Annotated in this window: 27 protein-coding genes and 1 pseudogene; 15 read left to right on the top strand and 13 right to left on the bottom strand. The window is 49.8% G+C overall.

What is annotated here, in order from left to right; genetic code table 11:
* The 13 genes and pseudogenes from G451_RS30565 to G451_RS0119615 all read right to left on the bottom strand — a co-directional run.
* Nucleotides 1–1,391, bottom strand: a 1,391-nt coding sequence (locus G451_RS30565) for a phage terminase large subunit (RefSeq protein ID WP_051261713.1), incomplete at its 3' end; no start/stop codon positions are given.
* A 3-nt stretch (nucleotides 1,392–1,394) separates the two neighbouring features.
* Nucleotides 1,395–1,898 carry a Panacea domain-containing protein gene (locus G451_RS30560; protein WP_156921735.1) on the bottom strand — a complete coding sequence of 168 codons (504 nt, stop codon included), beginning with the start codon at nucleotides 1,896–1,898 and terminating at the stop codon, nucleotides 1,395–1,397.
* A gap of 5 nt (nucleotides 1,899–1,903) precedes the next feature.
* A complete protein-coding gene (locus G451_RS0119665; protein WP_027185594.1) occupies nucleotides 1,904–2,218 on the bottom strand; it encodes a hypothetical protein in 315 nt (104 codons plus the stop codon).
* A 7-nt stretch (nucleotides 2,219–2,225) separates the two neighbouring features.
* The gene (locus tag G451_RS33165; RefSeq protein WP_156921734.1) at nucleotides 2,226–2,783 is read right to left on the bottom strand and encodes a hypothetical protein; all 558 of its coding nucleotides are present in this window, start codon (nucleotides 2,781–2,783) and stop codon (nucleotides 2,226–2,228) included.
* Nucleotides 2,784–2,883: 100 nt separating this feature from the next.
* Nucleotides 2,884–3,078, bottom strand: a pseudogene (locus tag G451_RS33810) (single-stranded DNA-binding protein); the annotation flags it as partial.
* Complete coding sequence (locus G451_RS34620; RefSeq protein WP_027185593.1) at nucleotides 3,059–3,292, bottom strand: hypothetical protein; 234 nt, start codon at nucleotides 3,290–3,292, stop codon at nucleotides 3,059–3,061. The gene G451_RS34620 and the pseudogene G451_RS33810, both read right to left, overlap by 20 nt.
* A gap of 10 nt (nucleotides 3,293–3,302) precedes the next feature.
* Nucleotides 3,303–3,764 carry a PDDEXK family nuclease gene (locus G451_RS33160; RefSeq protein WP_051261710.1) on the bottom strand — a complete coding sequence of 154 codons (462 nt, stop codon included), beginning with the start codon at nucleotides 3,762–3,764 and terminating at the stop codon, nucleotides 3,303–3,305.
* On the bottom strand, nucleotides 3,761–4,156 hold the full coding sequence (locus G451_RS0119645; RefSeq protein WP_156921733.1) for a hypothetical protein: 396 nt from the start codon (nucleotides 4,154–4,156) through the stop codon (nucleotides 3,761–3,763). Before G451_RS0119645 ends, G451_RS33160 begins: the two co-directional genes overlap by 4 nt.
* A gap of 148 nt (nucleotides 4,157–4,304) precedes the next feature.
* Nucleotides 4,305–4,646 (bottom strand): hypothetical protein, encoded by a 342-nt coding sequence (locus tag G451_RS0119640; RefSeq protein ID WP_027185591.1) that lies wholly within the window; start codon nucleotides 4,644–4,646, stop codon nucleotides 4,305–4,307.
* Nucleotides 4,627–5,649 carry a hypothetical protein gene (locus G451_RS0119635; protein ID WP_027185590.1) on the bottom strand — a complete coding sequence of 341 codons (1,023 nt, stop codon included), beginning with the start codon at nucleotides 5,647–5,649 and terminating at the stop codon, nucleotides 4,627–4,629. Before G451_RS0119635 ends, G451_RS0119640 begins: the two co-directional genes overlap by 20 nt.
* Nucleotides 5,650–5,658: 9 nt before the next feature.
* Nucleotides 5,659–6,054: a hypothetical protein gene (locus G451_RS0119630; RefSeq protein ID WP_027185589.1), complete on the bottom strand. Its 396-nt coding sequence runs from the start codon at nucleotides 6,052–6,054 to the stop codon at nucleotides 5,659–5,661.
* Nucleotides 6,051–6,575 (bottom strand): hypothetical protein, encoded by a 525-nt coding sequence (locus tag G451_RS0119625; protein WP_027185588.1) that lies wholly within the window; start codon nucleotides 6,573–6,575, stop codon nucleotides 6,051–6,053. Before G451_RS0119625 ends, G451_RS0119630 begins: the two co-directional genes overlap by 4 nt.
* Before the next feature lie 345 nt (nucleotides 6,576–6,920).
* Nucleotides 6,921–7,121 carry a hypothetical protein gene (locus tag G451_RS0119615; RefSeq protein WP_027185586.1) on the bottom strand — a complete coding sequence of 67 codons (201 nt, stop codon included), beginning with the start codon at nucleotides 7,119–7,121 and terminating at the stop codon, nucleotides 6,921–6,923.
* Between the two features lie 85 nt (nucleotides 7,122–7,206).
* On the opposite strand from G451_RS0119615, the gene G451_RS0119610 reads away from it, so the two are divergent.
* From G451_RS0119610 to G451_RS30535, 15 genes are all read left to right on the top strand, one after another.
* Nucleotides 7,207–7,512, top strand: a complete 306-nt coding sequence (locus tag G451_RS0119610) for a helix-turn-helix domain-containing protein (RefSeq protein ID WP_156921732.1) — start codon at nucleotides 7,207–7,209, stop codon at nucleotides 7,510–7,512.
* A gap of 198 nt (nucleotides 7,513–7,710) precedes the next feature.
* On the top strand, nucleotides 7,711–8,025 hold the full coding sequence (locus tag G451_RS0119605; protein ID WP_027185584.1) for a hypothetical protein: 315 nt from the start codon (nucleotides 7,711–7,713) through the stop codon (nucleotides 8,023–8,025).
* 689 nt (nucleotides 8,026–8,714) lie between these two features.
* Nucleotides 8,715–8,858 carry a hypothetical protein gene (locus tag G451_RS34280; protein ID WP_156921731.1) on the top strand — a complete coding sequence of 48 codons (144 nt, stop codon included), beginning with the start codon at nucleotides 8,715–8,717 and terminating at the stop codon, nucleotides 8,856–8,858.
* 157 nt (nucleotides 8,859–9,015) lie between these two features.
* A complete protein-coding gene (locus tag G451_RS0119580; protein WP_027185583.1) occupies nucleotides 9,016–10,290 on the top strand; it encodes a hypothetical protein in 1,275 nt (424 codons plus the stop codon).
* A complete protein-coding gene (locus tag G451_RS0119575; protein ID WP_027185582.1) occupies nucleotides 10,287–11,198 on the top strand; it encodes an ATP-binding protein in 912 nt (303 codons plus the stop codon). Before G451_RS0119580 ends, G451_RS0119575 begins: the two co-directional genes overlap by 4 nt.
* The gene (locus tag G451_RS0119570; protein WP_027185581.1) at nucleotides 11,195–11,821 is read left to right on the top strand and encodes a hypothetical protein; all 627 of its coding nucleotides are present in this window, start codon (nucleotides 11,195–11,197) and stop codon (nucleotides 11,819–11,821) included. The genes G451_RS0119575 and G451_RS0119570 overlap by 4 nt, the downstream gene beginning before the upstream one ends.
* Nucleotides 11,818–12,060, top strand: a complete 243-nt coding sequence (locus G451_RS34615; protein WP_027185580.1) for a hypothetical protein — start codon at nucleotides 11,818–11,820, stop codon at nucleotides 12,058–12,060. The genes G451_RS0119570 and G451_RS34615 overlap by 4 nt, the downstream gene beginning before the upstream one ends.
* A gap of 13 nt (nucleotides 12,061–12,073) precedes the next feature.
* Nucleotides 12,074–13,858 (top strand): ATP-dependent helicase, encoded by a 1,785-nt coding sequence (locus G451_RS0119560; protein WP_027185579.1) that lies wholly within the window; start codon nucleotides 12,074–12,076, stop codon nucleotides 13,856–13,858.
* 2 nt (nucleotides 13,859–13,860) lie between these two features.
* Nucleotides 13,861–14,052, top strand: a complete 192-nt coding sequence (locus G451_RS0119555) for a hypothetical protein (protein WP_027185578.1) — start codon at nucleotides 13,861–13,863, stop codon at nucleotides 14,050–14,052.
* Nucleotides 14,052–15,167, top strand: a complete 1,116-nt coding sequence (locus G451_RS0119550; RefSeq protein WP_027185577.1) for a phage Gp37/Gp68 family protein — start codon at nucleotides 14,052–14,054, stop codon at nucleotides 15,165–15,167. The genes G451_RS0119555 and G451_RS0119550 overlap by 1 nt, the downstream gene beginning before the upstream one ends.
* 62 nt (nucleotides 15,168–15,229) lie before the next feature.
* On the top strand, nucleotides 15,230–16,159 hold the full coding sequence (locus tag G451_RS35410) for a phosphoadenosine phosphosulfate reductase family protein (protein ID WP_034643044.1): 930 nt from the start codon (nucleotides 15,230–15,232) through the stop codon (nucleotides 16,157–16,159).
* A gap of 18 nt (nucleotides 16,160–16,177) precedes the next feature.
* Nucleotides 16,178–17,029 (top strand): radical SAM protein, encoded by an 852-nt coding sequence (locus G451_RS0119540; RefSeq protein WP_156921730.1) that lies wholly within the window; start codon nucleotides 16,178–16,180, stop codon nucleotides 17,027–17,029.
* A 314-nt stretch (nucleotides 17,030–17,343) separates the two neighbouring features.
* Nucleotides 17,344–17,814: a helix-turn-helix domain-containing protein gene (locus tag G451_RS34275; protein ID WP_051261709.1), complete on the top strand. Its 471-nt coding sequence runs from the start codon at nucleotides 17,344–17,346 to the stop codon at nucleotides 17,812–17,814.
* A gap of 185 nt (nucleotides 17,815–17,999) precedes the next feature.
* Nucleotides 18,000–18,794 carry a ParA family protein gene (locus tag G451_RS0119525; RefSeq protein ID WP_027185573.1) on the top strand — a complete coding sequence of 265 codons (795 nt, stop codon included), beginning with the start codon at nucleotides 18,000–18,002 and terminating at the stop codon, nucleotides 18,792–18,794.
* Nucleotides 18,795–18,798: 4 nt separating this feature from the next.
* The coding region (locus G451_RS30535; RefSeq protein WP_034643041.1) for a hypothetical protein at nucleotides 18,799–19,058 on the top strand (260 nt) is incomplete at its 3' end.

Below are 19,058 nucleotides of genomic sequence, written 5' to 3'. Positions count from 1 at the left end.
CCGTTTCGTTGTGACTTGTTGACATCCTCAAACGACATCGCGGTGTTGAGTGGACGAGCCATCAACACATGACACGATTCATCGTAAATATGGTCTTCAGCGCCTTTTTCGTCGATGTCTTCGGGGTTGGATGGATCGATGACGAGCGTGGGAATCGTACGAACAAACTGCTCACATGTTGAGTAGATGACGAGCATCGGCATGGTGTCGTCGTCAGGGATGCTCAAGCGCTCGTGAAATTGCCTGATTTTGAGATGTCTGGAGGGATCGCCGGGACGAAGATGCAAATCATGCTGTGCGAAGACATCGGCTGTACTCGGACCTTGTCCGCCTCCCATGTAATTGGGCTTGCGATTAAAGCAATCCGGCCCGGCAAGGCGAACAATCGGACGGTCAGTGATACCGAGTTTGCGCTCTCTGTACTTAATCCCGTCAGCAAGTTGTGCATCCGTGAGCCGTAGCCCCTGGTTTGCCGTGCCGGTCCAGCCGTACCACTCTCCGAATCGGTACACCCGGCCATCATTATCCACCCACCACCAACCAACGCTGAACGGCGCACCGTAGCCCCAATCCATGGTCATGTAGATCGGCGCACCATCCGGCACAGGAATCGGGTCGATGACATGACGCTGTTTCGAAAAATGGAAGGCCTGGCCCTGGAAGACATCCCAATCCCCATCACGAAAGGCTTTCCGCAAAGCAGGCGGAAGAGTCTGTAACAAGCCGTAATAGGCCTCATCAAGATGCGGGTTATCATCAGCTTTTGCAGGGATATAGCAAAATGATTGGGTGTAATCGACAGGCGCTTTCCATTCGTCGGGAAAATCGGAATCAATCCATAATTGCTTGCACCACGAGTGGCCGATCGAACCGGGGTTTGTCCCGGCTGCGAACTTACACTCGTGATCCGGAATGCCCGCCCAACGCAAGCGGGAACGAAGATGGGTAAAGGTGTCGTAGGTATTTTTGGTGAGTTCATCCACGCAAATCAGGACGAATTCGGCCGATGCGTACTTTGCCGGGTTATCGAGATTGCGGAAAACAATCACACCTCCTCCCCACTTGGGTTTGAGCAGGAAGGCATGGCCGTATGTTTTATGATTGGAATAGTATTTTCCCAACCAGGGTGGAAACTCCGTGGCAATCTTGGAAAGCTGGCGATCCTTGAGGGTAGGATAATCCTCGCAGGCGATCATAGCCTGCATACCCGCGGCGTTATAGCGCTTGTATATCGCCATGAGCCGCCGCACGGTCACCCAGCGGAGAAAATACGATTTCCCTCCACCGAGCGCTCCGCCATATAAGAGATACTTGACATTCGACCTATCAAGCGCCTGCACTGCATCAAGCTGTCGAGGATGGAATTTGGCGATTTCTTCGTCGAAATACATATATTAAGAAGTTATGGCAATTTTTTTGAAATAATCTTTAATAGACTCATTTGGAATAACCACATCACGTTGGGTGGAACTCTCTGAGTTGTTCCCTCTCGCATTAGACCATGGGGTCCCCTCCATATGAGTCATTTTGGAAAGTTCAAGGCCACTATAGCTTCCAAAAGCATCCCAAATTTTTCTCAAAAAAGACTGTGTATACCCCGTAGGATCATTTACTCTGGGAGGTTCAAGAGTCAATCCTGATTGATTCTGAACAACTTCCGTCGCCAACGATGTAATTGTATTTCGTCCATAGATCTTGAGTTCATGATAAACAGATGGAATGACAGGCCCATATGGCCAAGCCTGTATATCCTCAGACAACAGAGGCTCATCTTTGAGAGCCAAGTACCAGCCATGAGCAAAGAAAAGAAGTTTTTGAAGCTTCATTTGAGTTGGCGAATTTCCTTCCGCCTTTGCAATACTGATAAGCTCGTTGGCAACAGCTAATGGCTTTTGCATTTTCACTAGCGGTGAAGATCAAAGTGTTCAATGTCTGTTTGGTTAAAATCAATATTGTAATCCACTATGAGAGTAGGGAGGTGAAGTGTTTTTATCTTCATGATGCCATTTTCATCCTCGTTGTATTCAATATTGAGTTTGCAACCATTTCTACTACAGTCAATGTTTCTATTTTTTATCATAACTGTACGAGGATAGTCACATATAAAATCTCCACCTCGCATTGTATTGTAGCTACAATCTGAAATATATAAAACAGGAATTAGTATAACTAAAACTAAAACCAAACGTAAAAGAAAGATAATGCCATCTCCCATCATGAATTGATCACTCCCTGCCCACATGAATCTGAATACAATCCGGCGACCCATCATCATCGTCGTTACGCTCATCAAGCGCATGAGCCTGCCGTTCCAACGGTATTGCCTGAGCAAAAGCACGAGCCGCATCGGCATACGACTTCGCTGCCGCCTTGAGATCATTCGGCGTGCAAGCCCCTGGTTCAGCCTCCAGAACGGCATCAACATGATCTAGCAGCCGATTCCCGGTATTGAGCAGTCGCGAAAGGTGCTGCCGATGCTGCCGCACCACCTCGACCCCGGACGCTGCCGCCTCGCGCACGATCTCCGCATCAGATCGCGCCGTATCACGCGCAGGTGCGACTCGTCCCTGCTCTCGCACCAACTGTGCTCGCACCTCGCGACGATACTTGTCGGAGAGGTCTTTTACCCATTCATCTCGTTTCGCGCGTTTGCGTATGGCCGATTCACTGCAGCCATATTTTTTCGCAATCGCGCAATTACTCAGCACACCCGCTCGATAATCAGCTTCGATCGCATCCCAATTGAGCGCCATGGGTTTTCCTTGTTTTTTTGTGTGGATCAATTTGTTGCACTTACAACTACTTTGTCAAATGAAATGAACAAGATGTTTATAAAAATAAATGAATAAGCCGCCTTCTCTGCTACAGCCTGGGTATGAGCATACTTCTACTTTTTCGCCTCCACACATTTAGCCGGTGCCATTCCGTTTTGTCGACTTTGTTGCCGTTGTTGTCTTTGTACGATTCATCTGTAGCGAGCGAGGCTGTTGCCACTGCACTGCCAGACTGTGTGTACCGAAGTTCCGGATCTTTCCCGAGACGACCAATCAACATGACTTTATTCAGGCTTCCGGCCACAGCGTACCCTTTTGTTTGATAAAATACGTTTCATTGCTTCTCGTCTGCGTTGGAACTTCCAGAAGAAAGACTTTTTATTCAAGATTCCGTAGCTATCCCCCAGTATTGGTCTCCAAAAACGCCAACATTTCATTTGATACCCAAGGTAAAGACGCTCATCCACAACCATCTCTTCTGTTATCAAATGCAACACCGATTCATGAGGCAATGCCATCCTCCCCCTCCTACAACTCCGTATACGTCCACGTTTTCCCTTTCAATTGCGCGAACAAAAAACGCATTCCCATCTCGCGCACCATGCGAGCCGCAACCAACCGCTTTACCCTGGCGTCCTCTTGTTCGAACCCGCCCTTCACTTCAATCATCCAAATTTTTCCCTCACTATCGACAGCCATGAAATCCGGCGTGTACCAGCATTGGTGTTCTGCCAGACGGATTTTAAACGCCTCGTACTCCCAATGCTTCAGCACCCCGTCTTGTTTATGCGGCTCCAAATATTCACACACAAAACGGGATTCGGTTTTGTTCATACCGGCGCTACGTGGCCTTTTGGTTTTGTGGATGAGCAACGCAGCATTGCCTGGAGATGCTTCTGCCGTCGTGTTCTCTTGAGGGGCGCGATACGGTCGCTTGCCGCTCTTGAAAAACTGAGCGGCTTCGGCTGCACTCCAGTGTTCTTGTTTCACGTTCTGTCCTTCTTGATCGTCTCCACCACCTCAGATAATCCATCTGCATTGAGGCTGTCCCAGAGCTTCCCCATTACATACTGTGGAAGCTCTGCATCTTTTTTGAGTTGTTCCTTTTCTGCTTGGAGTCGCCGGTTTTCTTTGAGCAGATGTCGGATAACAACTTCATATCCTTGCCCGTCAAACCACTTTTCTTCTCCTCCGAAGTCAAACAGCCCAACACATTCTAATTGGTCAGGTGATCCAAATTGAAGAACTTCTACATATCGAGGTTCTTGCAGAAGATCTCGAATGACTTCTTCTCTTGGGTTTTCAACAGCAAAAATTGCATTCTTATGTACAAATTTTTTCATATCAACGCCCTCTTCCCTCTGTTCGTCCGTTTCAACCACACTTGCACACTCCCAATCCATGGGCAGTGTTCATATTCACTCCGCAACGGAGGCGGATCACACCCTACAGACTTCCCCCAATCCCATCGTCCTAAACACCAGCCCCAACGTCCGATACAGGGCAATGTGGGGTTCGTGTCACAGGGTTTCACTGGACCCGTCCGCGTTGCCGATCCAGTGCGCCAATCCAATCCGGTCGTTCACCGGTTTTGAGTGCACGAAGAATATCTCGCGCACGACCTGCGTTGCGTTGCGCCATGACTTCGACATCTTTCGGCGATTCGGGAAGCGGGATAAAAGTGATGTTATACGTCGGCGTTGCCTGTTCATGAAATTCCAAGAGTTCCGCCGGAGTCGGCCAGAACTTGCACTTCTTTCTGGCCAGAGCGCAGGCTTGTATCAAAGCCTCGTCGTTGAGTTCAGCCAGATCTTCAGACCAAATTTCAACCAAGGCTTGAAGAGCTGCACTGCTACGACGTTGGTAAACCAAGGAGAATTTCGCCAGTTCTCCCACTATTGCACTTTTGCTTGGCATCGTTTTGACCTCGCATATATTCCAGCGCGATGAGCGCTTGATCTTCTTGTTCTGCGGCTTGGTGTTGGGCAAACGTTTTGGGCACAAGACCGTCACGCGATTGTCCGCGTGACATCGCCGTGACATCGTGCGTGACACAGGCTTCTGGAAGCTTGTCTTTCCAACGCCGTTTTTTGAGCCAGTTTGCCGGATCGGGGATGTATTGCCCGCCGTTTTGCTGCCAACGAGCTGACTTGCCTTGCGCTAAAAGGGCGGTATGGAAGGTGCCGATCCCCGGATGCTGGCGCTTTTTCTTGAGTTCTTTCCAGGCGATCCAGGCGTCATCCTGGCCGACCTTGTTCGGGTAAGCCTCCCAAAATTCAAGGAATTCCAGGCTGTACGGCTCAATACCAGCTTGCTCGAGTTCGAGTTCGGCAGATTGCGCCGGGTTCGGTGGTTCGCTTTGGGAATCTGGCGGGGCAGGCTCGCGCGCGCACGCGCTATGTTTATTTCTCTCTTTTTTTGCAGTTGAAGATGAAGAAGAAGAAGGGGGCGTGACTTCAGCGTGACATGTCGCGTGACCGGCCTGTGACTTTTCGCGTTCACGCTGGTTTTTCTTCCGTATCCTGGCGCTATCTTTGACTTTTTGCTCTCGTGACATCCGGCGATTGATGATCGTGACCACGGCGTGACATTGATGTGACGCACCGTGACATGCTGTGACATCGTTTTCGATAACAATGTCAGCCAAGTTCGTTTCTTTCGCCTCATCAAGGAAGTTCTGAAACTCCTCACGAGACAATCCCAAGGAACGAGCAAGACGTTCAGGAGTCCCGGAGAGGATTCCTTTTTCCGGTGCATCCCACATGAGGCATAAGCAATCGATCCAAATGCCACGCGTTGCCGGTGAACACATGCGTACGCTTGCGTCGGACAGCCAGTCCTTCGGATAGAATTGAAACGCTGGAGCTTTGCCCATAACAATCCCCTACGTGTTGCCCTGTGGCGAACTCTCCAACACATTCAACGCACGCAATACAACGGCCCCGACATGGGTCAATTCTTTCCACACATCCTCTGCAGGAGCCCCGTCTTCACAGTGGTCATTCACCGCCTGGAAGAACTCCATAACCTCCTCACCGAGCCGCGAAGCAATGCCTTCATGATGTTTGGGAAACGTCGGGTGTTTTGCGACGGCTTCCCCCGTGGCCTGAATGAGAACGGCAACGGATGTGCCGTATCGTTCAATGACGGCGCGTAACAGTTGGTTTTCTTCGACAAGTTCGGAGTTGCGACGTTGCAAGTCGGTAAGAAGAGGATCTGGAGTGAGAGGGGATTCATGAGAGGAGAAAGGGAGAAAGGAATAGATGATGGTATCGCTCATGCCTCGTCTCCTCGTTGCGCCAGAATCTCACGGTCCTGCGACTGGAAATGTGGACGAAGCCCGGCCATGACAGCCGTGATTCGCCGATACAACGCAAAGGCGTCCTCGTAGAGATGTTGCGCATTCAGGGCGTCGATGCCTTTGCCGTCTTGGTCGAGGGCCGACACCTCGGCCGAAAAATGAGCCAGAAATTGCAGCAACGCGTTGATATGGCTGCGCATCTCGGGAAGCCCTTGAGGTGTCAGAAATTCGTTGGGATCGGGGAGTTGAGAAACCAGGTAGTCAATGTACGTCGGGTTGCCGGCACGAACGATAGCCACAACATCGTCAAAATGAAGACGAGCCGTTTTCTTGTTCCGGTCAAGCTTATGCGATAATTGAGACCACGAAAGATCATGGTCGTTGCAGAAACCCGTCAGCCCACCGGTATCTTTCAGTGTTCGTTTAAATTCTTCGTTGGCATCCTGCGGATTCATCAACGCGAGCTGGTTCAATCTGTCGTCATCGATTTCGAATATCACCAAAGAACTCCCTATGATTTTGTATTGATACAGTTATTGAGAACACGCATAGTCGTCGCATGGACGTGCGTGCCTATCTCAAACACGGCCAAAACGGCCCCTACCTGCGTATTCGGCTTCTCACCGAAACAGCTGTTATATTCCGAAATATTCCCCTCCCCTCACCGCTTGAAGTGCCTCACGCCCATAATACGGCCTTATCCTATGTGTTGAACCGTTACCCCAAGGAGCGTGTCACGATACAACTACCACTGCCTGTGTAACGATCAAGATGCCGACCCTTTAAGAAAGGCCCGACTCCCCCGGAGGACGTAAGGGAGACGGGCGTAGAGGGTGGAGGGCAAATTAGGTCTCGTGGTTAAAAAGTTCAGGATTATCTGCCGCAATTTCTGCAAGTTTCACCAGAGATGCCTCTGCCTTTCCATTCCTTAAAATTCGGCTATAACTTTTAGGATGAATAGCAAGCACCTTGGCAACGGAATCAGGATGACCAAACGCGGCCAGAAGTTTTTTCGCGAGATCTTTGCTGAATGTTGAACTTCTCATGAAGAGATTATGGAACACTATGCTCCTTTGGGTCAAGAACAATTTGCTCCATGACAACAACGCGAAAAGCCGCCATGGAATCGACATGGACGGTTTTGTGTTTGAACGTGCTGTGGTTGAAGAGCTTGTTCGCATAATGGATGCCAACAGAATCCCGCATTCTGAGGTGGCCAAGAAGGCTTTTGGAGATTCAGAAAGTTCTGTAAAAAAATGGTATTACATTCACAAAGGGAGAAGAGGTGGCAAGGTTCAATCCCTAACAATGGCAGATCTCGTTGATCTTTGTAACGCTCTTGGAGAAAGATTGGAGACAATTATTTTTCGAGCTACGGAACGAGCAGCTGAACGAGAAAAACAGCAAGAGGATATAATCAATAGGCGCTCCGCCTAAGGGTGGTAGAGGGAAGTGGGGCCTCTCAACCGAAGCCACGGTACCACCCGGAAATTCATGGCTATCTGCAACTTGTATATTAGTACGGCGTACGCCTCTCAGCGCCAAAGAATCATTTCTTACCCCCTTTCAAGTCAATTAATTAACTAACTAACAAATGTCATTTCTTTCCCCTTAAAAAAGCAAAAGAGGAAGTCCATGGATCACAACGACCATGACACAACAATAAACAAAGAAGAGTATTGGTTTTATCACTTTGTATATCACAATATGGCATCATTATTATCTGAACTAGATTTAGCTGAAGAAGAGGAAACGATAGATATCACGCCTTTCAACCTTCAAATTGAAGCTAAACGTTTCAAAAAAATGGCACAAAAAATACGAAAGTTGCAAGAAGAAAGCACGCAACTGAAAGCAATGATTGCAAACCAAAAAGAAAGCGATGCCTTATCTATGATATCAATAATAGTTATTGGAATCATCATATGTATCATTATATACAATAAATAATTTTTTTTTGCCTCATATCAAAACGCCGCCTAGCCCCGCTTTGCGGTTTTTTTTTGTTTATTCGCCTTCCCCCAAATGGTCCTCCACATTTACCTAGATAGTTCTTATCATCTTACTCTCACACCAAGTAACCAATGGTTCTTTTTATCGTTGACAAAAAGAACCATTGGTTACATCATTTTTCAACACGACAACGAAACCACACCAACCGAACCGCCCGGTAAGCCCACGGGACGAACAGCGGATTGCGGTTGGTGATGGGCCTGACACCCCGCGAAGCGCCCTGGATGCGACGCCGGTACGGGCCGAACCCAAGACCTCCAAGAGGAGGTACGGCAGTAGGCAACCTTGGCCGGATAAGCGCCGGAAAGTGACGCGAGATGGAGGGGGAAGGCGTGTGGATCATGAAGACAATCAAAGGGAGGACAACGGAAATATGAGTAGTTCAAGCAGTGGTAACGTCGGGTTCTTTGGGGTGTTGGGCGCAGTGTTCATTGGCCTCAAATTGGGTGGCGTCATCAATTGGTCATGGTGGTGGGTTTTGTCTCCATTGTTGGGGTCGTTTCTCCTGTTATTACAGATCGATAGGAGAGATTCATGAACGCCAAAACAGAAGAACGAGTGTCCACGATTGGTTGGTGGGTGTGCGTCATACTGTTTTCCTTCGTCTCCACCTGGGTGGTGACGGGATGACCAATGAAGAAGCCGCACGGGAAGCCTATGAAGCGTGGGCCGCAGAACAAGAAGAAGCCAAACAAGAAACTATGGAAATGATGAATGGCGTCCAGACTGGAGTGGATTTCCCCGCAACCATGACGAGGAAAACAAGATGAAAATCACCGGGTTGATTGACCGGCGACGCGTACACGAGTCGCAAAAAAGGCAAGCCGCTTCATGGCAGGACGCGGCTTGCCGCTGGCAAAAAACGCAGGATCAAACTGCCTCCAAACACTACCAATCCAAGAACAAAAGTCAACGAGGAGCGCAATCATGGACGTAACACAAGCCTTTGAACGTCTGAAATCACTGGATTCTCAGGCCGCAGCGATTGTGCAGGATTATGTCCATGGTGTGTTGAAAAAGAACGTGCTCGTCTTAGCTGAAGACGAAGCCTTCGCACTCCAAAATGAACACGGCCAAATTCGCGCCACAAAAGGACGGTTGAGGTTGAGCAGCGAAAATGGTGGCCTCGTTCAGCCTGTCTATAACGGCCCCTGGGTCGTGTCGGCTCAAGGCTACGAGATGTTGGCCGAAGCCACCGGAACATGCGTCATCTTCCCGAAAACCGTCATCGTGGACGGCATCGAACAAGCCAATCCGCATGTCATTCGCGATCCGAATAATAATCGCATCCTCAACATTTACGCCCGAGCAGTCGCATTCCGATTTTCTCGTGCCGGGCTGCCTCAGGTCGCAGACTGGACAACAACCTACGATGTCCCGGCCTATCGTATGATTGATCTCATCGCCAAAGCGAAGAAATTTCCACAAGCATTTCGGTTGTTGCCCAATGATATGGCACCGCCGGAAGACGGGACATGGGCTCGATACCATTTTGACGAAGCCGTTGTCCTGTATGTCAACACGACGCACGACGAGGCCATGAAATGGTACGGCGAAATCCTCAATCGCGAAAAAAAAGCCATTGATTTTGCCCAAACATTTGCCCGACGCAATGCCACGAAACACTTGCTTGGTCTGCAAAAAGCACCCGCCCCGGTATGGGATGTCACAATACATTGTTGGAGACCGGACAACGGCAGTCTCCTGAAATGGGACACGACCCAATATGCCGACATCCAGCGCCGTGTCGAAGCGCTCACCGAAAGTCAGGACTTTGCGCTTCCTGAAGGCCAAAACGGGAAACAAACCATCGAATTAAAGCGCGGCACGGAGCGCATTGAAGACGAAGCCGAACTTCTTGGCTCCGAAGACGACCAGGACGAGGGGAAGCCCATGGGAATGGCGGTCGAACCGGAATCGGATCAGACCTACGACATGGGAACCACTAACGGGAAGACGTTCTCCTCCACTCCACCCAAAGATGTGGAGCCGGAATCGTCGCCTGTCGCTGACGACGATCCCGAGACAGCCAAGATGCGTGCAAATCTCGCCGTAGCCGCCGAGGCGTTCAAAGATATCTTTCTGCGGGCCTGCCACGCCCTGGCCGTTTCGCCTGATCACACGACAATGACAGCTGAAAACATGCGTGCCGTCAGCGACGCGATGAACCGCCAGATGGACGCGATGGAGGAAGACCAATGATAGCCCGTATCGCTGCAAAATCGTTCAAGGGCTTGGATATGGACCAAGCCCTGACCCAAAGGAATCTTGTCATCGGTCCCAATGGCTCCGGCAAATCAAGCATCAGTCAAGCGTTGCAACTCGCAGTCATGGGATACATTCCCGGTACAGCCGGGAAAAAGATCGGCGATATCATCGACGCCTTTTCCGACCCATCGCAGGGAGCAAAAAGAGACGTGCGTGTCGTGGCTGAAATGCAGAATGGCACGTTAATCGAACGACGCCTTCGGCGATTCGACGACAAGAATACACAAAGTCTTCGCATTAATGAACGCAAAGCCAGCGCGGCCGAAGTTGGCGACGCCGTACGCGACGAACATGTTGTCGACGTCTCGGCCTTTATGAGCTTGTCCGGTCCGAAACAAATTGAGACGCTTTTTTCCCTGTATCCACCACAGGGCGATGTCATCAGCATTGAAAAAGACATTGCCCGAGCCGAAAACACCCTCAAGAGCCTCCAACAGCAACGCGACAACACCAAGCGGGACGCGGCCAGATTTGCCAAATCACGAGCGGACATGGACTTGCCCGCGGGAACGTTGCCGGAAATAGACGCCAAAATAGCTGAACTCAGTGAACAACTCGACAACGCCAAGCAGGAGCATGCACACGCTCGTGCAGCCATGCAAATCCAACAAGAACAGGAACCATCTCGCGCCACAATCCAATCCAAGGCAACGACCACATCCCATCATGAACAACCGTTTCAGTCCCCTGCGCAGGAGGCCACGGCACAAAATGATGTGGTCACGGCATTGGAAAACATCAAAGCGGCGATGGATGCAGCCGGATGCGATGTTTGTGCCGCCAAGATGGTTGTGCGGCAAGCCCTGATGCAAGCCAAAAAAGCCATAAGGGAGGCCGCATGAATACCGACATGGAAATGCTCGACGACATGATTGGCGGCATTGCGCAAAAGCTCCTGGAGTGCAGAGAGCAACGCGACACGCTCATACGGGCTTCGACCATGGAAGAGCAAGCGGCCAAGGCCAGAGCCGAAGCGGAAGGACTCGTTGAGCAGATTAAAAACGCCAAAGCCGAATTGAAACGGCAGAAAGCACGGAAGGAAGACGCGCTTGCCGGAACACTCTCCAGCCTGACGGCAACCATGTCGGCCTATCTCCCCCACGGTGCAGCCGTCATCGAAATCGAATCCGGAACCGTTGCTTTTGGTTGGTCCATGGATGGACGCACCGTTCCCTATGCCGGTTTATCGGGTGGGCAAAAGGCCATCTTTGATGCCGCTTTAGCGGCCGCGCTCAAAGCAACAACCATCATTGTCGAAGCGGCTGAGGTCGATAGCACGAATCTGTCCGCATTCCTTAATACCGTTGAAGCGGCCAACCCGGAAACACAAATCATCATCAATACCTGCCACGCACCGGAAAGACTACCGGACGGCTGGGAAATTGTAATGATCAACGACAAACCTCACCGCATCCGAGAAGAGCAAGGGCGTTGCTGTCTGGACGGAGACTTTTTGCCTCTATGATGCACAGGATGATTCTTTCTCCAGACGATTATAACTTGGCGTTCATGGAAGGTGTTCTGATTATTAAAGAGACATACGGCATCAAATATATGGACGCTCTGCAGGTAACTCACGGTTCGTTCGAACGCATGTTTTTTGCCTATGCATCAAGAATAATCACGGACGGGTGCGTAAAGGATGGATGCGCCATCATCATTCTTTCCAGGATTTCTCCCCATGAACCAGCCCCCTGGTATTAAGCGAGGAAACAGCATGAACACCATTGCCACAACCGAAACCATACAGACTCAACAGAGTATGCCTCCCCAAGTCGTTACACTCAACGCCCAACAACGCGAGGCCGTCACCGTCGATCAGGACAAACACCGTCAGGTCCTCGTTCTGGCCGGTGCCGGCTCCGGCAAGACACGAGTTCTGACCGAGCGTATCGCGCATCTTATTGAGGACTGCAAAGTTCATCCTTCTGAAATTGTCGCCATTACGTTCACGCGATTGGCGGCAAAAGAGATGAAGGAACGACTTGAAGCACGGCTTGGCAAGAACGCCTATGGCTTGAGCGTTTCCACTATGCACGGTCTGGCCTTTCGACTCTTGCGCCAATTCGGCGATCTGTTGGGCCTGCGGACGGACCGTTTCACGGTCTATTCTTCTCTCGAAGAAGACATGCTCCTGAAAGACGTGGCCGAAGAAATGGGTGGATATGACAGCGCATCAAAGCGCTGGAAAGTCAAACGCAAAGATATAGCGGAAGCATTCGCCCATTATCGAGAGCATTTTCAAGAACCGCCAGCCGACGAACCCGCCGCCAATATCGTACGCGGATTTTACCAACGCTGCAGGGAAAACAACGCCGTTACCCACGACGGCTTGATGATCGGCTTGCGCCAACTCATGCCGCGCATCGCGCAATATCTGCACTGGCGCTACCTCTTGGTCGACGAGTGCCAGGACCTCGACGGCCAACAATGGATGATCGTCAACGATGTTATGGAACACTGCGGTTCAGCCCTTTTCGCTGTCGGTGACATTGATCAAAGCATCTACGAATGGCGCGGAGCCATCCCCGGCTATCTCGTTAGCCAGGCCGAAAAGTTTCATATCCTCCGGCTTGAACAGAATTACCGAAATGGAAGAACAATCGTCGATGCGGCGAACAATCTTATTGACCACAACGCCAATCGATTACCCAAAACGATGGTACCGGCACGACAAGAAGAAGGTGAGATTGGCCTTGCTGAAAAGACACAAGGCCAGGGAGCATTGTTTGAAAACGTTCTTCACATAAATCTTGAAGCCTGCATTGTTTCCCAGGCAAGAGATGTCAAAAGCGGTTCTTTGGCTGTATTATGCAGAACACACGATCTTCTTGAAGGCACCTCGAATGAGCTTGATACATTTGGGATAAAAAATATTCACGTCGGCTCTGCCAGCAAACTCCAGAATAGTCCCGAGTTCATGCGAATCCACGCTGTACTCAAGCTGATGATCAATCCATTCGATAACTTCTCGTTCATGGTGATTCGGGAATATTGCGACGTCTCCCGTGAAACGTATGCACAAATACGAATCAATGCTGCAAAACTCGGCCTTTCTCATTTTCAAGTATGGAAACAGTCTGTAGGTTTCTCTCCCTTCGCAGGATTGGAATTAGTTGATGACGCATTGAATGTCGCTCAAGACTGGTTTCTCCCTTCCTCACCGGTAGAGATGAATTTTCTGGAAAGCATCGTTGAGCAACACGACATCACAACAGTGTCAGGCTTGTTGGAATACCTCGCCTTTCAGGACGCGCAAGACGATCTCTCCATAGACGATGAGACCGTACCGCTCATGACTGTCCACGCCGCCAAGGGACTGGAATGGGACAACGTTGTTCTCATAGGCTTTGACGATGGAGTCTTTCCCTCGAAGCGAAATGCCAACATAGAGGAAGAACGCCGCCTCGCCTACGTCGCGCTCACCAGAGCAGCCAACTCCATCACCATCGTTCACGATCAACAAAAACCATCTCGGTTTATCGCGGAAATGGGAGCCTAGCCATGACCACAACCCAACCCCCACTCCCCGGCGTCCTGCCTCACGTCGAGCGCGGTACGAGAATTTCAGCTCGATTCAAAGAGGGATGGACCCGCACGTTTGCCCTGAGCGACTGGCGAGAGCAAGGCGGCAAATACGGCTTGGACGTCTGCGGAAAAGGCTGGACCGAAATCGAAAATATTAGGGTGATCTGATGGCAGATAACACAAAAATAAATTGGGCAGACGCGACCTGGAACCCAATCATCGGGTGTTCCAAAATCTCCCCCGCGTGTGACAACTGTTATGCTGAACGAACCGCATGTAGACTCGCGCAGAACCCCAAGACGGCAGATACGTATAGCCAAGTAGTAGGCTGTACATCCAAAGCCTGGAACGGGAAAACGGCGTTTGTTGAGTCTGCGCTTGAAATACCACTACATTGGAAGAGGCCACGACGCATTTTTGTGGGGAGCATGACAGATATTTTCCATCCTACCGTGCAAGATGAGTGGCTCGACCATGTGTTTGCAGTAATGGCCCTTTGTCCGCAGCATACGTTTATGGTGCTCACGAAACGGCCGGAGGGGATGCGGGAATATGTAGAGCAAGGAGAGAAGAGAAATTGGGCCGAACATCTTTCTGATGTGGCGATGGATATAACTCACAACGAAGAGGCCGAGTGCCAAGTCTATAATAGTATTAACGGCAACCTTGTTGGTAAAATGAACGTAGGCTGGCCGATGCGTAACGTCTGGCTAGGCGTAACAGTCGAAAACCAACAAATGGCCGACTACCGCATACCAATCTTGCTCAATACTCCGGCGGCGGTCCGGTTTGTGTCGTGTGAGCCGCTATTGGGGAAGGTGAACTTGCACCGGTACATGATGCTCACCGAAGATAACCAGGACATTGAGCATTTTGATAGGCATGGGTGGGCCTATGATTCTTGGTCTGGAGGTTTTTGGGGAACACATGATTCAACGTATTCCCCGGAACCTGGGCTACACTGGGCCATCTGTGGCGGTGAATCAGGACCCAACGCCAGACCGATGCATCCTGATTGGGTGCGCTCTCTGCGCGATCAGTGTGGCGCGGCAAATGTCCCATTCTGGTTCAAGCAGTGGGGGGAATGGACTTGTACCTATGACCGTGACGATGATCCTGATTGGCGCAACTTGCCCAAGGATAAAAGCAAAAAACAGCGGTTTATGAACCTCGCAGGAGGACATGGCTTTCATGGTGAGCGTGTTGTGTTCATGGAACGCGTAGGGAGCAAGAAATCTGGCCGGCTCCTCGACGGCGCAGAACACAACGGGTTGCCGGGATAAAACAATATCCGGCGCAGCTTGACGCGGATGTTGGGCTGTGCCGGGGACGAGGTATATAAAACATGAACGTGAACGTTGTTTCCATTTCGGGCGGCGTAGACAGCACGGCTACTGCCCTCCTTGCCATAGAACGAATGACACCCAATTTGCGTTTTGTGTTTGCCGACACAGGGAATGAACACCCCTTGACTCTTGAATACATTGGCTATCTTGAGAATGTATTCAAAGCGCCGATCATGAAAGTGAAGGCTGATTTTTCAGCAAAGATCGAGACGCGAAGGAGAAAGCTAGTTTCGAGGATCAAAGACCGAAAAAAGACGGGATGGACGAATAAACGCCTTCGGCAAGCGCTCTGGACGCTCACGCCTACGGGGAACCCATTTCTTGATATGTGTTTATATCATAGCCGGTTCCCATCAGCTACACGGCGTTTTTGTTCGGGGGAACTCAAAGTCATACCGATTCAACAGGCTGTTTTCGCGGTCATCTTGGACAACGGCGATAAGCCCATATCGTGGCAAGGGATCCGCTGGGATGAAAGCCCGCGTCGCGCACTGCTTCCTATGCACGAAGAGGGAGAGATAGATATATACAGGCCGATTGCATCTTGGAGCAAGAAGAAGTGTTTTGACTATCTCGCACAGCATGGAGTTGAGCCGAATCCATTGTACAAGATGGGAATGCACAGAGTTGGATGTATGCCATGTATTTTTGCAAGAAAAGCTGAATTGTCAAATATATCACGCATGTTTCCAGAGGAGCTTGATCGTATCTCACGGTGGGAGCGCCGTGTTTCCCTTGCGGCAAGGCGTGGCATATCATCATTCTTTTCGTACGACAAAACTCCACGCGGAAAGAACTCAAAAAATTTTAATAACTGTACAGTTTATCACGTAGCTAACTGGGCAACAACGAATCGAAACGGCCAAGCCTCAATGCTCGATATTCTTCCACAGCCTGAATGCGTTTCAGAATACGGATTGTGTGAGTAGTTGGGCTGCGCGGGGGAAATGACAGATATGTGGCCGAAAGCACCAACGCAATGGATTGACGGGGGCACGCTTTACATCAGCATCCCATTTACGTGGAATTTGCCTGATGTAAAAATGCAAGTTTCCCACACGCTTTTCCCACATGTCATTGTTGGTGGTCCTGCGGTGAAACTAATGCCGCGTTTTTTCGATGAGATCGACAAAGTTGAAGTGCAGGACAACTACCCCGGAGTCTTACAGAAAGTGAACCCCATGGCCACCCGCACAACCACTGGTTGCCCCAATAAGTGCAAGTTCTGTGGAATAGGTGAAGGGCGCATCGAACCGGGCGGGATCGTCGAGCTTGATGATTGGAAAGACTTGCCGATCCTTTGCGACAACAACTTATTCGCAGCCTCTGAAGCACATTTTGACCGCGTGATGGATAGGCTTGAAAAATGGGGCTGGTGCGATTTTAACCAAGGCGTTGACGCTCGACGACTAAATAAACACCACGCGGAGCGCATAGCAAGAGTTAAAAAGCCCATGATCCGGCTTGCTTTGGACTCACTAAAGTATGTCGATCAATGGGCAAGAGCGTACACGCTATTGAGAAAGTTCAAGATAGCAAAACACAATATAAGATCATACGCGCTGATTGGATTCGATTCAACACCGGAAGAGGCTTGGCATAGATGTGAGTTAATTCAATCCCATGGCGTAAAGGCTTTACCGATGTGGTTCCATGCGCTCGATGCACTTCAAAAAAATATAGTCACAACGAAACAACGGGCACTTGGTTGGAACGAAGAAGAGCGAAAGGCGATTATGCAATGGTATTACAAACATCGCGGCGAAAGACGATACACGAACATCAAGATAGCCTCGTAACTGGACACCCGTCCCGAGAATCCCGTGAGCCGGAAGCAACGCGCGATAATCGAACGACAAGGAAGTGGCATGAAAAAGAAAATACAAAAGACGGACCTCCCTGCATGTCCAGGGTGCGGGACAACACCTAGATTCAGAATTACGCGAAACAGCATAACCTTGGAATGTGCGTGCGACGGAATCACGGCACAGGCCGAAAAAAGCGAAGTTCCCAGGCATGTCATTGAAGAAATAAAAGACTTGTTACGAACGTCGTACCTCCAGGGAATGTCTCAATTTCAAAGAACTGTTCGCGAGGAATGCAGGGCGAAACAATGACTATAACCGAAAACCAAAGACAACACATTCGACAAGCACGTCAAAACGCCGACAAAACATGCCGTGAACTTGGTCAAGCGACTGGAGTGAAGCCCTCGGAAATCAGCATGATCGAAGGGGGAAGAATGGAATGTGATCGTGAGACATACGAACTGATTTGTGCTGCGCTTGAGGTTGATCCCATAAAATCGCCTCCGAAGAACGTCATCAATTTCCCAACATCCCCAAAGCACTCTCCGCATGTATCAGGCGAAGCAGTATGCTTGAACTGCAAGCATGAATGGATAAGCATTGCTCCCGTCGGTACGACATGGCTGGAATGTCCCAACTGCGGACTACACAAGGGGGCCGGCAAATATCCGGTTATCCCTCAAGAATACTGGCAATGTACATGTGGAATGGAACTCTTCTATATCACACCGAAAGGCGCGATGTGTCCCCAATGTGGGAAAATGCAGGCATGGTAATATCGCCCCTTCATCCTCGTTCTCAACCCCGCCGAAGCGGGGTTTTTTGTTGTCATGTGTATACTATCTCTCGTTTCGTTTGACATCATGGTGATTTCAAAAAAACAAAATACATCCGTAAACCTTTGACTGGCGCGAGTATTGCGGATATGCCCAATAAAAAACAAGGTTAAAGGAGTGGTGCCGTGTACATAACAAGTATAGCCAACCAGAAAGGCGGTGTCGGAAAAACAACGACGACGACAAATCTTTCCTACAACCTCTCAAGAAGAAAGAAGAAAGTTCTTGTTATCGACTGTGATCCACAGGGAAATGCGTCGCAAACGTTAAGCAAAGTCTCTCCGTTTGAACTTGAAAAGAATATCGGCATGTTATTCTCAGATGGAGCAACATTCTCATCATGTGCGGTACCATGCAAGTATGAGGGTATACACCTCATCCCAAACAATCTGAATGCTGGTTCTATCACACTCAGTGTTGATTATAACGATCCTATGCGTTTTATTGGGTTCAGAACGGCACTTGAAAGAGATATCGATTTCATGAAAACGTTCGACTACGTCTTGATAGACTGCCCCCCTCAGATAGATTCATTGTTTCTGAATAACGCCCTCGTCGTATCAGACTTCTATATTATCCCCGTTGAAGCAGGATCAGCCTATGCTCTATCAGGCGTCGACGCATTGCTAAGAGTTGTAAACAAAATCGTGGCGGTAAATCCGAAGTTGAAATTACTCGGCGCACTCCTCACATTACTTGATAAACGGACAAAGGCAGGGAAGATCATTGCCAACTCTGTGAAGGCGTATTTCCAGCCAGAGAACGTCTTCAAAACGCAGATACATCGCAATACTGTCATTGAACGATCAAATATTGCGGGACGGTGTATTTGTGACTTTGACGAAAGCGCACTGGGATGCCGCAATTATCGCGACCTCGCGACAGAATTTATGGATAGAATCGAGTCGTTCAACGGATGACGTTATGGCAAAAAAAAGGAACTATGAAGACGAGCTTGAGTCACAACTTGCGGCCATCGTTGGTGGAGACGCAAAGAACCGTATGACTGAAGTGCTGAGTCGACAGGGACCGAACCCAGACGAGCTGTTTAAAAAGAATACGGTGGGACGTCAAAAAACAGTTGATGAGACAGGACACGATCAAACGATTAAACAAGAGCCTGACCAAATGGTCTCACCAAATGGTGTGACCAGGTCTGACCATGGTGTGACCAGGTCTGACCA

Origin of the sequence: Desulfovibrio inopinatus DSM 10711 (genome assembly GCF_000429305.1) — a bacterium.
In the GTDB taxonomy this organism is placed as follows: domain Bacteria; phylum Desulfobacterota; class Desulfovibrionia; order Desulfovibrionales; family Desulfovibrionaceae; genus Alteridesulfovibrio; species Alteridesulfovibrio inopinatus.
This window is presented reverse-complemented; position numbering and strand designations above follow the sequence as displayed.